Origin of the sequence: Citrobacter sp. C13, assembly GCF_014596815.2 — a bacterium.
GTDB lineage: Bacteria > Pseudomonadota > Gammaproteobacteria > Enterobacterales > Enterobacteriaceae > Citrobacter > Citrobacter portucalensis.
On record NZ_CP115024.1, the window covers coordinates 2,797,744 to 2,810,919 of the forward strand.

Annotated in this window: 12 protein-coding genes; 3 read left to right on the forward strand and 9 right to left on the reverse strand. The window is 50.2% G+C overall.

Features of this window, described 5'->3' with window-relative positions; all coding sequences use genetic code 11:
* Positions 1–73: 73 nt before the first annotated feature.
* Positions 74–625 carry an NAD(P)H nitroreductase gene (locus IB222_RS13375; protein ID WP_148362079.1) on the reverse strand — a complete coding sequence of 184 codons (552 nt, stop codon included), beginning with the start codon at positions 623–625 and terminating at the stop codon, positions 74–76.
* Between the two features lie 175 nt (positions 626–800).
* Here IB222_RS13375 and sppA point away from each other — a divergent pair, with 175 nt between their 5' ends.
* The 3 genes from sppA to pncA are packed head-to-tail and all read left to right on the forward strand — an operon-like array spanning position 801 to position 4,382.
* A complete protein-coding gene (sppA, locus tag IB222_RS13380) occupies positions 801–2,657 on the forward strand; it encodes a signal peptide peptidase SppA (protein WP_149384624.1) in 1,857 nt (618 codons plus the stop codon).
* 55 nt (positions 2,658–2,712) lie between these two features.
* Positions 2,713–3,729, forward strand: a complete 1,017-nt coding sequence (gene ansA / locus IB222_RS13385) for an asparaginase (RefSeq protein ID WP_003832492.1) — start codon at positions 2,713–2,715, stop codon at positions 3,727–3,729.
* A gap of 8 nt (positions 3,730–3,737) precedes the next feature.
* On the forward strand, positions 3,738–4,382 hold the full coding sequence (gene pncA, locus IB222_RS13390) for a bifunctional nicotinamidase/pyrazinamidase (RefSeq protein WP_187392903.1): 645 nt from the start codon (positions 3,738–3,740) through the stop codon (positions 4,380–4,382).
* A 37-nt stretch (positions 4,383–4,419) separates the two neighbouring features.
* On the opposite strand, the gene IB222_RS13395 is transcribed toward pncA, so the two are convergent.
* The 8 genes from IB222_RS13395 to IB222_RS13430 all read right to left on the reverse strand — a co-directional run bounded on the left by IB222_RS13395 (position 4,420) and on the right by IB222_RS13430 (position 13,163).
* Positions 4,420–5,778, reverse strand: a complete 1,359-nt coding sequence (locus IB222_RS13395; RefSeq protein WP_149384623.1) for an MFS transporter — start codon at positions 5,776–5,778, stop codon at positions 4,420–4,422.
* Between the two features lie 140 nt (positions 5,779–5,918).
* Positions 5,919–6,677, reverse strand: a complete 759-nt coding sequence (locus tag IB222_RS13400) for a DeoR/GlpR family DNA-binding transcription regulator (protein WP_032943120.1) — start codon at positions 6,675–6,677, stop codon at positions 5,919–5,921.
* Between the two features lie 136 nt (positions 6,678–6,813).
* On the reverse strand, positions 6,814–7,797 hold the full coding sequence (locus IB222_RS13405) for an aldo/keto reductase (protein ID WP_003832488.1): 984 nt from the start codon (positions 7,795–7,797) through the stop codon (positions 6,814–6,816).
* Positions 7,798–7,806: 9 nt separating this feature from the next.
* The gene (locus tag IB222_RS13410; protein ID WP_126318370.1) at positions 7,807–8,754 is read right to left on the reverse strand and encodes a sugar kinase; all 948 of its coding nucleotides are present in this window, start codon (positions 8,752–8,754) and stop codon (positions 7,807–7,809) included.
* A 4-nt stretch (positions 8,755–8,758) separates the two neighbouring features.
* Positions 8,759–9,595, reverse strand: a complete 837-nt coding sequence (locus IB222_RS13415; RefSeq protein WP_003832486.1) for a ketose-bisphosphate aldolase — start codon at positions 9,593–9,595, stop codon at positions 8,759–8,761.
* A gap of 24 nt (positions 9,596–9,619) precedes the next feature.
* Complete coding sequence (locus IB222_RS13420) at positions 9,620–10,663, reverse strand: NAD(P)-dependent alcohol dehydrogenase (protein WP_003832485.1); 1,044 nt, start codon at positions 10,661–10,663, stop codon at positions 9,620–9,622.
* Positions 10,664–10,680: 17 nt separating this feature from the next.
* Positions 10,681–12,060 (reverse strand): MFS transporter, encoded by a 1,380-nt coding sequence (locus tag IB222_RS13425; RefSeq protein WP_149280846.1) that lies wholly within the window; start codon positions 12,058–12,060, stop codon positions 10,681–10,683.
* A 26-nt stretch (positions 12,061–12,086) separates the two neighbouring features.
* Positions 12,087–13,163 carry a zinc-binding dehydrogenase gene (locus tag IB222_RS13430; RefSeq protein WP_003832481.1) on the reverse strand — a complete coding sequence of 359 codons (1,077 nt, stop codon included), beginning with the start codon at positions 13,161–13,163 and terminating at the stop codon, positions 12,087–12,089.
* Positions 13,164–13,176 lie beyond the last annotated feature (13 nt).

A 13,176-nucleotide genomic window follows, 5' to 3' on the forward strand; every position in this document is an offset into this window, starting at 1 on the left:
CCATGATGTGGTAAGAGTGACTGTCTGAATTCGGGTGTCTTTGCTCAGAATCCAGACAGTTTTGCCGTTGAGATCAGAAATAACGGACGAATGCGCCCGGATCGGCAAGGTTAATCGTCGTGGATGCTTTTAGCTGCGGTGTGCCCAGATAGAGGAAACCGACGATTTTATCTTGCGGGCGACAGTCGAATGCTTCGCGAACGACCGCACTTTCGGTTAATGCACCACTGCGCCAGATACCGCCAAAGCCCTGGGCAATTGCGGCCATCTGCATAGCCATCACCGCACAACCGGCAGACATTTCTTGTTCCCACAGAGGAACCTTGTCGTTTTCTTCACATTTCGCCACCACGGTAATAATTAGCGGCGCGCGAAACGGTGCGCTGCGGGCTTTGTCCTGGGCTTTCTCGTCACTGCCTGCGGCAATCGCCCCTTTTTCAAGCACCGCGCTAAAACGCTCACGCCCTTCGCCCTCAATGACAAAGAATTGCCACGGTTGCAGCGTTTTGTGGTCTGGCGCGCGCATACCCGCCCGCAGAATGTTTTGCAGTTGCTCTCCTGTCGGGGCCGGCTCGACGAGACGAGAGGCGCTACGACGGGTAATCAGTAATTCGAGTGCATCCATTTGCTTAACTCCAACAATGAGATTTGTTCACAAAATTAACACGTGAGCGGATTTTGTTACAGCACAGGCGGTGATTCCTGCTGACAAGTGCCTGTCGGGTCATTACGATAGCCTCATCTTATCGCCTTTCTCCGGAATTTCGGGGTGGCGTGTTGTTAATCGGTAGGGAGAATACATGCGAACCCTGTGGCGATTTATTGCCGGATTTTTTAAATGGACATGGCGATTACTGAATTTCGTCCGTGAATTTGTGCTTAACCTGTTCTTCATCTTGTTGGTGCTGGTGGGTGCGGGCATCTGGATGCAGGTCAGCAGCAGCAATACCAGTGAACACGCTGAGCGAGGCGCACTGCTGCTGGATATCTCGGGGGTGATTGTCGATAAGCCTTCGAGCACCAGTCGTTTAAGCGTTATTGGTCGTCAGCTGTTTGGCGCCAGTTCCGATCGTCTGCAGGAAAACTCCCTGTTCGATATCGTGAATACTATTCGCCAGGCAAAAGATGATCGCAACATCACCGGCATTGTGATGGATCTGAAAAATTTTGCCGGGGCCGACCAGCCTTCCATGCAGTATATCGGTAAAGCGCTGCGGGAATTCCGCGACAGCGGCAAACCGGTCTTTGCCGTGGGCGATAACTTCAGCCAGGGGCAGTACTACCTCGCCAGTTTCGCCAATAAAATTTATCTCTCTCCGCAGGGTTCCGTTGATCTGCACGGCTTTGCCACCAACGGTTTGTACTACAAGTCCCTGCTCGACAAGCTGAAAGTTTCCACACACGTATTCCGTGTCGGGACTTATAAGTCTGCCGTAGAACCGTTCATTCGTGATGATATGTCTCCTGCCGCGCGCGAGGCCGACAGCCGCTGGATCGGCGAGCTGTGGCAGAACTATCTCGACACAGTCGCTGCCAACCGCCAGATCCCTGCCCAGCAGGTGTTCCCGGGCGCACAGGCCATGCTGGACGGTTTGACAAAAGTCGATGGTGATACCGCGAAATATGCGCTCGACAACAAACTGGTGGATGCACTCGCTTCCAGCGCTGAAGTCGAAAAAATGCTGACCAAACAGTTTGGCTGGAGCAAAGCGGATAAAAATTATCGCGCCGTCAGCTATTACGATTACTCGCTAAAAACGCCAGCGGATACTGGGGACAGCATTGGCGTCGTCTTCGCGAATGGCGCAATTATGGACGGTGAAGAAACCCCTGGGAACGTGGGCGGAGACACGACTGCCGCGCAGATCCGCGAAGCGCGTCTTGATCCGAAAGTGAAAGCAATTGTCCTGCGCGTGAACAGCCCTGGTGGCAGCGTCAGCGCTTCCGAAGTCATTCGCGCTGAGCTGGCTGCGGCAAAAGCGGCAGGCAAGCCGGTTGTCGTGTCCATGGGCGGCATGGCGGCATCCGGCGGGTACTGGATCTCCACCCCAGCAAGCTACATTGTGGCGAACCCCAGCACGCTGACCGGTTCAATCGGGATCTTTGGCGTGATCAACACTGTGGAAAACAGTCTGGATTCCATTGGTGTACACACCGACGGCGTGGCGACATCCCCACTGGCGGATATCTCCATCACCAAAGCGTTACCACCTGAAGTGCAGCAAATGATGCAACTGAGCATCGAGAACGGCTATAAGCGCTTTATCACGCTGGTCGCAGATGCGCGTAAGACAACGCCTGAGCAGATTGACAAAATCGCGCAGGGCCACGTCTGGACCGGCCAGGATGCGAAAGCCAATGGTCTGGTAGACAGTCTGGGTGATTTTGATGACGCCGTGGCGAAAGCGGCTGAGCTGGCCAAACTGAAGCAATGGCACATTGAATATTATCAGGACGAACCGACATTCGTTGATATTGTGATGGACAGCATGTCCGGTTCCGTTCGTGCCATGCTGCCTGAAGCGATCCAGGCGATGCTCCCGGCGCCGCTCGCTTCTGCGGCGAGTACGGTTAAAGCAGAAAGCGAAAAGCTGGCCGCGTTTAACGATCCGCAAAACCGCTATGCGTTTTGCCTGACCTGCGCCAACGTTCGCTAACTATTGACCCCTCTTCGGGATGAAGAGGGGTTTTCTTTGAGACAGAAGAAAAGTCATGCAAAAGAAATCGATTTACGTTGCCTATACCGGCGGTACCATTGGTATGCAGCGCTCAGAACAGGGTTATATTCCTGTTTCCGGTCATCTCCAGCGTCAGCTGGCACTGATGCCTGAATTCCACCGCCCAGAGATGCCAGACTTCACCATCCATGAATACGTTCCGCTGATGGATTCCTCCGACATGACGCCAGAAGACTGGCAGCATATTGCGGAAGACATTAAAGCGCACTACGACGATTACGATGGTTTTGTCATTCTGCACGGCACTGACACCATGGCGTTTACGGCTTCGGCACTCTCATTTATGCTGGAGAATCTGGGCAAGCCAGTCATTGTGACAGGGTCACAAATCCCATTAGCAGAGCTACGTTCTGACGGACAAATCAATTTGCTGAATGCGTTGTACGTTGCAGCAAATTATCCGATCAATGAAGTTACCCTGTTTTTCAACAATCGATTGTTTCGCGGCAACCGGACCACTAAAGCGCATGCTGATGGTTTTGACGCGTTTGCCTCACCCAACCTTGCACCACTGCTGGAAGCCGGGATCCACATTCGCCGGCTGGGAACACCGCCCGCACCTCACGGCACAGGTGAGTTAATTGTGCATCCTATCACTCCGCAACCGATTGGCGTGGTCACTATTTATCCTGGGATCTCCGCTGATGTAGTACGCAACTTCCTGCGCCAGCCGGTAAAAGCATTAATTTTGCGCTCCTACGGCGTGGGCAATGCGCCGCAGAATAAAGAGTTCCTGAAAGAACTTGAAGATGCGAGCTCGCGTGGCATTGTGGTGGTGAACCTTACGCAGTGTATGTCCGGCAAGGTGAACATGGGGGGCTACGCGACAGGGAATGCGCTGGCACATGCTGGCGTGATTGGCGGCGCGGATATGACCGTCGAAGCCACTCTCACCAAACTGCACTATTTGCTGAGTCAGGGACTGGATACGCAGACAATTCGTGAAGCAATGACGCAAAATCTGCGTGGTGAGCTCACACCTGACGATTAAAGGAGTCTATGCCCATGGCCCGAGCCTTACTGTTGGTCGATTTACAAAATGACTTTTGTGCCGGTGGTGCCCTCGCGGTCCCACAAGGTGACAGCACAATCGATATCGCCAACCGCCTGATTGACTGGTGTGCCATACGCGGCGACACGGTCGTTGCCAGTCTGGACTGGCACCCGGCGAATCATGGTAGTTTTGCCAGCCAGCATCAGGTCGAGTCCTACAGCCAGGGACAACTCGATGGCCTGGCGCAGACGTTCTGGCCCGATCATTGCGTACAAAACAGCGAAGGTGCTGCCCTGCATCCGCTGCTGAACCAGCGTGCGATAACTCAAACGTTCACTAAAGGTGAGAACCCGCTGGTCGACAGCTACAGCGCGTTTTTTGATAATGGTCGTCGTCAGGCTACCGCGCTGAATGCATGGCTACTCGAACACCGCATTGCCGAGCTCATCATCATGGGTCTGGCTACCGACTATTGCGTTAAATTCACCGTTCTGGATGCGCTCGATCTTGGCTACACCGTCAGCGTTATAACCGACGGCTGCCGTGGCGTTAATATTCAACCCCAGGACAGTGCAAACGCCTTTATGGAAATGGCAACTGCGGGCGCAACGCTGTATACGTTGGACGACTGGCTGGAAACCCAGCCGTAAGCGATGCCGACAGGGTCTCTCCTGTCGGCGCGTTATCTCAGGCCAGCGCTGAAATCTCTTCCAGTGATACTTTGCGCGTTTCGATGCCGAAACAAAAAAGAATCAGCGCACATAGCACCAACATTACTCCTAGCACGATAAAGACCGTAACCGAGCCATAGCGGGTCAACAAAATAGCGACGCCATAAGACGTAAACACAGCGACAATCCTCCCCACAGCATTCACAAAACCCGATCCTCTCAATCTAAGATGCGTGGGCCATAGTTCCGGGACATAAACTGCAGAGGCAAAGCAGACATACATATACAGAAAAAAAATCATCACCAGCCCGTAGCTCAGAATTGCCCACTCTTCAGTTTGAAGCGAATAGAAATACCCAAGCAAGGCGATAATAATCAACAAGAATGAGCCAAACAATCGCCGAGGAAAGTGATCGATAATTAACGCGGCAATAAATATCCCAACCGGCGCGCCAATCATAATTATCGCGGTCATAAATATGGATTTCGTTACATCGATTCCCGAATTAACAAATATCGTCGGGATCCATACCGTAATGGTATAGAGCGAAATATTCATTGCGATAAGCACCGTGATCGCCACCAGTGTACAGCGTAACATTGGCCCCTTAAACAAGAGCCAAAATGAACCACTTATCGTGCTTAAATCCGCCGACGAGCATTCGCTCCGGCAGGATGGTAAAGTGATGTTTTTTTCTTTCTCAATTTGCGATTCCACCTGCATAAGATGTTTTTCAGCTTCGCTTCTCTGCCCTTTGCCAGCCAGCCAACGCGGGGATTCAATATAGTATTTTCCCGACAGATACCAGGCCAACAGCATTGCCATGCCGCCGAGCAGAAACATCACCCGCCAGCTTAAAAGTGCAATAATCACGACGCCAATTGCCGCAGATAGCATTGGTGCCCAGTTGCCGACAAATGACAGACGGGCAGACCATTTCCCACGAACCGCGGGTGGAATGAATTCTGTAAATGAGGCATAGCCCACCATAATTAGCGCCCCCATTCCAATCCCCATCAGACAGCGGAAGAAAATAAGCCAGTACATGTTGGGCACAAACGTTGCAGCGCAGGCTGAGGCCCCGACGATTAACAAATTGACGCGGAACGCTTTGCGTCGACCGAGATAATCACCAATAAACCCACCGGCTAGCGAACCGATAAAGTAACCAAACATCAGCGCTGAGGTAAACGCGGCATTTAGATAATTGTTTGACCAGCCTGTGCTGACTAGTTTTGCTAATACCACATTTCCGGAATAGCTGAGAAAACCAGTGATTAACAAACTAAAACTAATAATTCCAAAAATACGAAAATGAAATCGAGATAAAGGTAAGCGATCTAATCTTGCGCCGATAGGGTCACATTGTTCCATCTGGATGCCTCAAATTCAGCTAAATAGAAAGTATGGCGATCGCGGCAGAAAAATTTTGCCGCGCCATCCATCATCATTAGATTCTTATGGCATTTACCAGGTGCAAACTTAAAATAATATCGACACAACCCTCGTTATAGCTAATAAACGAGTTGAATATTATTCTCTTTGCAAAATGCAATCCACTCTGCACCCGGTGCCTTATTGGTTATTAGGTAATTAATATGGCTAAAGTCCACGAGCTGAACGAAAGCTTTACGGTCAAACTTTGAGTGATCAACTAACAGGGCCACCTCAGTCGCCTGGCGGATCATGGTTTTTTTGATTTCCGCTTCCGCTTCATTAGAATCAAGCGCCCCACTCTGCATATCCAAACCTTTGCAGCTCATCACCATGATATCAACATGATAACGGCTGATAATCTCCTTGGTGATTCTTCCCTGCAGCGACAGCGTATTCTTATTCAGCTCACCGCCGGTAGAAACCACGTTAATTTCTGACTGCGCCAACTCATGAAATGCTTCAGCCGAATTGGTAAGCAACGTCAGATCGTTTCTTTCCTTCAACAGCTTTAATAATTCCATCGCGGTACTGCTGGAGTCGGCAGCCATTGTGGTCTTATTTTTAATAAACGGTAATGCATTACGGGCAATGATCTGCTTTTCTTCGAAGAAAGATTTTGCACGCTTATAAAAATGAATATTGTCGGACAACGCGGTGGTATTGAGCACTGCACCGCCATATGTTCGGGTCAAAAAACCTTCATCTTCCAGTTTTTCAAGATCGCGGCGAATCGTTTCCTCAGTCACCTGAAAGATTGAACTTAAATTAGATACCGCCACTTTCTTATCGTTAGCCACCATTTGCTTAATGGCTTGAATCCTGTCTTTTGCCGCCACGATGACACCTCTGTTTCCTGCAAAGTAATAATAAGACCCTAGTATCTCACAGGCTATGTTTATTTTCAAAAGAACATGTCTGAATCACAGATTTCAATACTTTTTTACGCAGAAACAGAGGTCAATTCTATCCGACTTAATTTATATCCAACGCTTCCGCCATTCGCCTCATCAATAATGAATCATCATCTGTCAGGGGAATGGTTAACGCCTCGACGTTCTCGCGAACCTGTTCAGGTGCGGTTGCACCACTCAGTAAGGTGATCAAATCGCTTTGCTTTAAAATCCACGCCAGAGCTAATGCGGGGATTGTGCAGCGGTATTTTTCACACAGTGGCTGCCACTGCTCTAGCATATCAATCACCCGCAGCATATTTTCCCGCTGAAACCAAACCTTGTTAGCCCGTGCGCCGCCAGGAACATAATCTCGGGCGATAGTACCGGTCAACAACCCCTGCTCAAGCGGTGAATATACCTGCACGATGATGCCATTCTGCTGGCATAGCGGCAGCAGATCAGCTTCCAGCGCCCGGTCAAGAATGCTGTACTTGGCCTGGATGATATCCAGCTCACCGTGTTTGAGATACTCTTTGATATGCCCGGCATCGACGTTCGCCGCACCAATCGAACGGATTTTCCCCTCTTTTTTCAGTGCATTCAGCGTGTCTACGGTTTCCGCAATCGGCGTAAAACAGGGTTCGACCGACTGCCAGTGGGTCATATAGATATCAATACTGTCGATACCCAATCTTTGCAGGCTGGCATCAACCTCCTCACGAATAGACTCAGGCGTGAGGTTTTTATACAGCTGGCGATCGCCCACTTTGTTAAACAGGCTGCCTGTTCGCTCCCAGACGATGCCGCATTTGGTTTCAACAACTACCTCGCTGCGCTGCAGCTTTTTCAGCGCCTGACCGACAATCACTTCACTGTTGCCAAAGTTGTAGCCTGGCGCGGTATCAATCAGATTAATACCACAGCGATGCGCCTCAACAATGGTATCAATACAAATCTGCAAATCGAGATCGCCATTCCATGCCGGACCACCGCCAATGGCCCATGTACCTAATCCCATGCGGGAAAGCGTAATATCCGTACTGCCTAAAGGAATCATTTTCATCTGCCGCTATTACCCTTCGTATTCGTCAAGAAGTTGTTCAACCAGCTTTCTGTTCTTCACACCCGTCGTCGCGCCCACGCTCAGTACCGATATTGCCGCCGTTGCATTAGCAAACAGCGCGCAGTCGCGAAGCGGCTTACCTTCAAGCAGCGCGGAGATAAATCCTGAAGCAAAGTTATCCCCCGCGCCGATGGTGTCGATGGCGGTAATCCCCGACACGGCCGGGACTACCATTTTCATATCGACACGTTTGATAAAGCAGCCTCTTTTGCCGGTCTTAATCACGACGGTTTTCACACCACAGTTCAGGAAACTGTCGGCAATCTCATCCAGCGTATCTTTCCCGGTGAGCAGTTTTGCCTCTTCAAAATTGGGAAACAGATAATCCACGTAGCTCAGCGCTTCACGGATGTCGTCCAGCGTTTCATTCAGTCGCGGTTTAATCATATCCGCGCAGATAATGAGCTTATGCGCTTTCGCCTGTGTGAAAATTGCCGTCAGTGCATCACCATCCAACAACGGGCTATTAAAAATACTCGCTAGCGACAGCAGCTTTGCCTGAGAAAAACGGTCGAAATCAACATCGTTTATATTCAGTTTCCATAAACTGCCGTTACGGTTAGTCACAAAGGTGCGTTCGCCATCAGCGGTGACTAAACCTACGTTAATGGAAGTATCAATATCAGCATCCTGCTTCAGGCTTTTAATATCAATATTCTCCCGATGGCAGTGGTCGACAATAAAATAACCGGCTGCATCATTACCTATCCGACTCATTAACGCCGTGCGATGGCCAAGGCGAGAAATAATCGTCGCCTCATTAATAGCGTCACCTCCCGTGGTCATTGCTATTCGTTCTAATGGATAAGAGTCAACATCAAAGATATTTTTACTCACTGGTTGCAAGGGAATATCAACAATTGCCGCCCCTATACAAATAACCTCGATATTATCCATATTGTCATTCCGCTTTACCGTCAGAGCCAAACAGTTTGATTTTCTCCAGCGCGCGCTCTTTTACCGCTTTGCGAACTTCACGCTCAACGTGCAGGAACGGCTGATTCTGGTTCTCCTGCACCGCCGCCATTGCCGCCTGGCACAGTTCGGTATGAATATTGATTTTCGAAATACCTAATGAAATGGCTTTTTTGATATCCGCATCGCTAATGCCGGACGCGCCGTGCAGCACCAGCGGAACGGATACCGCCTCGCGCACGCGTTTGACCACATCGAAATTCAGTTTCGGCTCAGAGGTATAAACGCCGTGCTGGTTACCAATCGCCACCGCCAGAGAATCGCAGCCGGTACGCTCGACAAATTCCGCCGCCTGACTCGGGTCGGTATAGTGATAGCCCGCCAGCGCTTCTTCATAAACCGTTTCATTCCCCACGTGGCCCAGCTCCGCCTCAACCGGAATACCCAACGGATGGAAGAAGTCCACCGCCTCTTTAGTCAGGCGAATATTCTCTTCGAAATCAAAAGCGGAGGCATCGCGCATCAGTGAATTCATGCCGTGAGTCCAGGCGTTATGAATAATTTCCATGCTGCGCCCGTGATCCCAATGGGTAATAACCGGCACCGAGGCTTTTTTCGCCATCGAAACCATCATATGTGAAAAATCTTCAAACGAGGTATTACCCACAAAACCGGTGCCGAATGAGATAATCACCGGCGATTTAGACTCTTCCGCCGCATCCATCACCCCCATTAACATTTCCGCATTCCACACGTTAAAGTGGGCAATCGCATAATGTTTATTCTGGGCATCATTTTCCCAATATTTAATATCTGCCAGCATAGTTGTTTCTCCCTTTTCAATAAATTAATGGTTAACTTTAATAACGCCTTTGATAATTTCACGTTTGTTGTTAACTGACTCATCAAACGCGCGCTGAACATCTTCATAATCATAAATATGCGTCACCATCGACTTGACATCGAAACGCCCGGAGGAAATGGCTTCAATAGTGACCGGATAGCGGTTGGCGTAGCGGAAAACAGTCTGAATGGAGACTTCACGGTTAATTTTGAGGAAATTAATTGCCGAATCACCAGGAACCGTCCCAACGATCATGATTTTCCCACCGCGCATCACCAGGTACGGAGCCTGCTTAACGGTGATTGCCGAGCCGGCAGTTTCAAAAACAATGTCAGCCCCCATATCGCCGGAGAACTGCTGACAGCGGGCAACGGTGTCCTCTTTCGCCCCGTTGATCACAGTCGTCGCGCCAAGCTGCTCGGCCATGGCCAGACGCTTTTCCAGGACATCAACAACGGCGATGTCGGTAGCACCCAAACATTTACAGGCTTGCAGGGTCATTAAACCAATACAGCCCGCCCCCAAAATGACGATTTTCTTGCCCGGTTTAACGTCCGCCAGCATTGCGGCATGCATCCCTACCGCCGCAGGCTCTACCAGCGCGCCTTCCATGGTGTCCATGTTATCGGGCAGCTTGTAAGTGAAGCTCTCCGGATGGCACAGATAGTGGGTTAGCGCGCCGCGATAATTAGGCTGCGTGGCCATAAAGTCGACATCAGGACAGATGTTGTATTTGCCCTCCAGACAGTAGCGGCAGTGACCGCACGGCACGCCGGGTTCAATGTTCACCCGGTCGCCCGGTTTAAATTTACTGACGCGATTTCCTACCGCCACCACCGTACCGGCACATTCATGTCCGAGGCCAATTTCCTGGTTCGGGTCTTTTGGCGGAATAAAGGGACCTGATTCGAAACCGTGAACATCTGAACCGCAAATACCTACGTATTCAATTTTGATCAGTACTTCATGCTCTTTGGGTACCGGGATATCGGCGGCAATAATTTTCATCGTGCCCGGCGTTTTTAATATCGCTTTTGAATTTTTCATTTTATTTCCCATCAATATTATTTGCTGGTAACTGCATCAATACCGAGACTTTCGACAGAGACGCCTTTGGTTTCAATTCCGATGGTAGCAATGGCGACAGCGACAATAATGGAGACCGCACCCAGCAGTACAAATACACCCGTCACTCCATAACCGTTAAGCAATACCGCGACCGCATAAGGCGCGGCGATACCGCTGATACGCCCTACCGCATTCGCCAGACCAGAACCGCGAAGTTTCGCTTCGGTCGGCCATATTTCCGGAACATAGACTGCCGAGGCGTAACAAACGTACATATAGACAAAAGTAATCAGGAAGAAACCAATTAGCGTAATCAGTAGCATGCTGGTTTGCAGTGAATAGATATATCCCAGCACGGCAATTAACACTAATAATCCCACACCCATTGTCTTTCTGGGAATTTTATCCATTACCAGCATGGCGATAAAAATCCCAAACGGCGCGCCGAACATACTCATGGTATTTAAGACAATGGAGTCTTTCAGATTAATACCCTGAGTCATAAATATTGTCGGTAGCCAATTAATTAAGGTGTACTGGACGACGTTCATGGCAATCAGGACAAAGGAACCTAAAATAACGCGCTTGAGTAACACACCCGTTAATAAGGCCGAGTAAGGAACTGTGCGCGGGGCTTTGCCGTCATCTTCAAATACCACAGGCGGCAGTGGCTTGCCGGTCTGCTGAACAACCCCTTCTTCAATGGCCCGCATCACCTTTTCAGCTTCGGCGTAGCGTCCGCGGGATTCCAGCCAACGAGGCGACTCTGGGAAACTACGCCAGGCAATAACTGTCGCCACAAGCGACAGTACGGCCGGGATCAGCAACTGCACGCGCCAGTTCCATTCGGCGCTGATTAACGGCGTCAATCCCATCGCGATCAGCGAACAGAGCGGATAAGACCAGTTACCGATAAACGAGACCCGGCTTGACCAGGTGCCGCGATTTCTGCCTGGCATATATTCGGTGAACCCGGCAAACAGAGTCACCAACAGCGCGCCTAATCCAACTCCCATTACAAAACGGCAGGCGATCAGGAAAGTCATATTGGGTGAAAACGCGCCAACGATCATAGAAATAATATGAATCGCTTCATACAAAATAAATGCGTTTTTACGTCCGGTTTTATCGCCGATAATTCCCCCACCGAGCGCGCCGAGAAACATTCCCGCCGTCGTAATGGCAGAAAACGTGGCGGTGGTGGAATTATCGGTCCAACCAAGCTCTTTTAACTGCGCGAGAATTAATCCGCCAACGGCATTACTCCAACAAACCAGTAATCCAAAGGCAACCATCGCAAAAATCGACGTGTGCCAACGGCAGTCAGGTAGCCTGTCCAGCCTGGCGCCGCAGTGCGGTTTTGCTATTTGTTCCATGCGATAACATCCTTTTAATAAACATGTTATTCATCAAAGTCGTAAGTCATGATGACTTTAATCGCGGTTTTATCGACCATGGCGTCAAACCCTTCGCGCCATTGCGACAGGCCGATACGGTGAGTGATCATCGGTTTAACGTTGATTGCGCCGCTGGCCAGCAGGCGTATAGCATTGCGCCAGGATGTGGAATCGTAGGCCATATGGCCAATGATGCTTTTATTCCACGCGGTGATATCGTTGATGGAGAAATCGAGAGGTTTAAAGCCCATACCGACGCGAACAACTTCACCATTCGGGCGCAGCATTTCGATCGATTGTTTTAGGGCGATATTGGCACCAGAACATTCGATGACCAGCCCCAGATTGTCTTTACCACAGATTTCCTGGCAGCGTGCAACCACATCTTCGGTCGAACCGTTAACGACAGCTGTCGCACCCAGCTCTTTGGCGATCGGGAAGCGTACGGCAACATCCTCTTCCAGCCCGACCATCACAATATTAACGGCCCCCATAATGCGCGCCATTTGAACGGAAAAGAGTCCTAATGGACCGGTACCAAAGACCACCACATCCTGGCCTGGAAGAAATTTGGATTGCTGAGCGATAGATTTGTAGGCATTGCATATAGGATCCAGTACAGCCGCCTCTTCATAATCTACCCCTGCCGGGATTTCCCACAGAGCATGGCGGTGAATTTTGAGTATTTCCCCAGGGACCAGACAATATTTAGAAAACCCACCGCCCCAGGTATTGTTGTCCAGACCTAAATTCACCTTTTCTGTACAACAAAGAAAATCGCCCTGTTCACAGGCCGGACAAACGCCGCAAACGTGCCCGCTGTTGTCAGACACAACTCGCTGTCCCACCTTCCAGTCCTTAACCTTGTCGCCAACCTGCACAATTTGACCCGCAAATTCATGACCACGAATCGAATTAAACTGCTCGGATCCACTGTCGACATTGTAGTGTTTCATGTCAGCGCCGCAGATAGCAGCAGCCTTAATTTCAATCACAACGTCATCCGGACCACATACCGGTTCCGGAACATCAATCATCTTGTAGCCGCCAAAGGCCTTGCCAAATCTTGCCAGTGCTTTCATGGAATTTTCCTTT